We start from the raw sequence: 2,587 nt of genomic DNA on the forward strand, positions 1-2,587 counted from the left end.
CAGCTAAGGGCTTGTAAAGAAACAACTTCATGTTTTTAGGCAACAAGCTTTGTCTGCTAACATTGCTACTGCTCAAAATCATGAGCTGATTTTCTTACAGCCCCTAAATCTCGTCGATGATGCTAATTGCAGCATCATGGATGAGGGATCAGCGCGCACGGCGATCGCCCTGAACCAAGTATTACTTGTGCCATCAATCGCCAGAGATTTAGCTTGTCCATTCTCGATCGTTAGATTTAAGTATATACATGGAACCACTATACGATTATGCCTGGTTGATTCCAGTATTTCCCCTGGCTGGGGCAATGCTAGTCGGATTGGGATTGATTTCACTCAACAAAGCTACCAATAAACTGCGAGATCTCAATGCAGTGCTGATTATTTCGCTCATTGGTGTGGCGATGGTCATGTCCTTCGCCTTACTCGCCAGTCAATTTCAAGGACACCCCGTTTATACCCGATCGTTTGAATGGGCATCGGCAGGTAATTTCCATCTCAACATGGGTTACACGATCGACCACTTGACTTCATTGATGTTGGTCATCGTCACCACCGTCGCTGGCTTGGTGATGCTCTATACCCACGGGTATATGGCTCACGATCCTGGCTATGTCAGGTTTTATGCTTATCTGAGTTTATTTAGCTCCTCGATGTTGGGCTTAGTTGTCAGTCCCAACCTCGTCCAGGTCTATATCTTCTGGGAATTGGTCGGGATGTGTTCGTATCTGCTGATCGGCTTTTGGTACGATCGCAAGGCGGCTGCCGATGCCTGTCAAAAAGCTTTCGTCACCAACCGCGTCGGCGACTTTGGCTTACTCTTGGGGATGCTCGGACTCTACTGGGCGACTGGGAGCTTTGACTTCCAAATCATGGGCGATAGGCTTCAGGAATTGGTTGCTTCTGGCGCGATTGGCGGTGGTTTAGCCGCCTTATTTGCGATCTTGGTATTTATGGGGCCAGTGGCTAAATCTGCCCAGTTCCCGCTCCATGTCTGGCTGCCAGATGCCATGGAAGGTCCCACGCCGATTTCGGCACTGATTCATGCTGCGACGATGGTGGCAGCAGGCGTTTATCTGATCGCCCGGATGTATCCCGTGTTCGAGCATATCCCGACAGCGATGGATACGATCGCCTGGACGGGTGCAGTGACGGCCTTTCTGGGTGCATCGATCGCGATTACCCAAAACGATATCAAAAAAGGTCTGGCCTATTCCACCATGTCCCAACTGGGCTACATGGTGATGGCGATGGGTGTCGGTGCCTACTCCGCTGGCTTATTTCACCTAATGACTCATGCTTACTTCAAAGCGATGATGTTCTTGGGTTCGGGTTCCGTCATTCATGGCATGGAAGATGTCGTTGGTCACAATCCCGCCTTGGCTCAAGATATGCGCTTAATGGGCGGGTTGCGGAAATTTATGCCGATCACTGCTAGCACCTTCTTTGTCGGTACCCTGGCAATTTCGGGAATTCCCCCCTTTGCTGGTTTCTGGTCGAAGGATGAAATTCTCGGTGCCACCTACGCCGCCAATCCGCTGCTGTGGGCTGTTGGTTTTGCGACAGCAGGAGTAACAGCATTTTATATGTTCCGCATGTATTTCTCGACCTTTGAGGGCAGTTTCCGAGGCAACGATCTCCAGATCCAAAAGCAATTACTCGCGGCAGCCCGTCCGAGTGGTGCCGATGCGCATGACGACCATCATGATGATGCTCACAGTCATTCTCATGCATCCAAGCCCCATGAGTCGCCGTGGAGTATGACTTTACCTTTAGTTATTCTCGCCGTCCCATCAGCCTTAATTGGTTTGGTCGGCACGCCCTTCAATAACTACTTTGAGGCATTTATCTCTGCGCCCGGTCATGTTGTCGAACATGCTCATGAGTTCGATCTCAATGAATTTCTGATTATGGCTGGTAGCTCTGTCGGCATCGGCCTAATCGGCATTACCTTAGCATCCTTGATGTATCTTAGCCGCAAGATCGATCCCAGCGCGATCGCTTCCAAAATCCCCGCGCTCTACAATCTATCTCTGAATAAGTGGTATATCGACGATATCTACAACAGTGTGTTTGTTGTCGGTTTACGGCGGGTGGCTCGTCAGGTGATGGAAGTCGATTATCGTGTCGTCGATGGTGCTGTCAATCTCACTGGGTTGGCGACATTACTCGGTGGTGAAGGTTTAAAATACCTCGAAACCGGACGCGCTCAATTCTACGCTTTGATTGTCTTTGGGGCGGTATTGGGTCTAGTCATCGTATTTGGGATTACATAGATTAGTTTGAATTCTAGTCGAGCGCAAAAAGTAGGGGTAATGTCTTGTCTTGACTGAAACACATGCGGAGGGAACCTCCGCGTGATTTCAGTCGCTGTCTCGCTAAACCGTCGGGAAACAACGGCGTGCGCGAGCCGCTGTCTTGTCGGTTTTTTATTCGGAGGTTCCCTCCGAATAAAAAACCGCTTCATGAATTACCCCCTACTTTTTGTTTCAGAGCTTGAGAAATAGATCTGAATTTCATCACAACTCATTTAGCCCTGAACTGGGACTAAATCTAAGCGATATTTATAGATAGCGACAGCTCGATTGCC

Annotated in this window: 1 protein-coding gene; it reads left to right on the forward strand. The window is 49.3% G+C overall.

What is annotated here, in order from left to right:
* Positions 1-248: 248 nt before the first annotated feature.
* Positions 249-2,273: an NAD(P)H-quinone oxidoreductase subunit 5 gene (locus RMO27_RS22505; protein ID WP_309736769.1), complete on the forward strand. Its 2,025-nt coding sequence runs from the start codon at positions 249-251 to the stop codon at positions 2,271-2,273.
* Positions 2,274-2,587 lie beyond the last annotated feature (314 nt).

The sequence above is a fragment of the Chamaesiphon sp. OTE_75_metabat_556 genome (genome assembly GCF_031378165.1).
Lineage (GTDB): Bacteria > Cyanobacteriota > Cyanobacteriia > Cyanobacteriales > Chamaesiphonaceae > Chamaesiphon.

Bases quoted from the DNA above. Each gene is read 5' to 3' on its own strand.
- RMO27_RS22505 (WP_309736769.1), top strand. From the start codon at position 249: ATGGAACCACTATACGATTATGCCTGGTTGATTCCAGTATTTCCCCTG.